General features: G+C 71.0%; 1 protein-coding gene. It reads left to right on the top strand.

Going from position 1 to position 200, the window contains the following annotated elements:
• Positions 1-200: zinc-dependent metalloprotease (locus B2P18_RS08795; RefSeq protein WP_286958141.1), on the top strand; the 200-nt coding region annotated here is incomplete at both ends.

Genomic DNA, 200 nt, shown 5'->3' with positions numbered 1-200 from the left:
GCTCGAGGGGCACGCCGACGTGATCATGGACGACGTGGGCCCGGCCGTCATCCCCACCGTCGACGTCATCCGTGCGCGGTTCGACGAGCGTCGCGGCGGTCGTTCCTCGCTCGACCGGATCATCCGGCGGCTGCTCGGCCTCGAGGCCAAGATGCGGCAGTACTCCGACGGCGCCGTCTTCGTCCACGGCGTCGTCGACG

Origin of the sequence: Arsenicicoccus sp. UBA2120 (genome assembly GCF_002330965.1) — a bacterium.
Taxonomy (GTDB): Bacteria; Actinomycetota; Actinomycetes; order Actinomycetales; family Dermatophilaceae; genus Arsenicicoccus; species Arsenicicoccus bolidensis.
The sequence above is the reverse complement of the archived record's forward strand: the minus strand, read 5'-3'. Positions and strand labels throughout refer to the sequence as shown.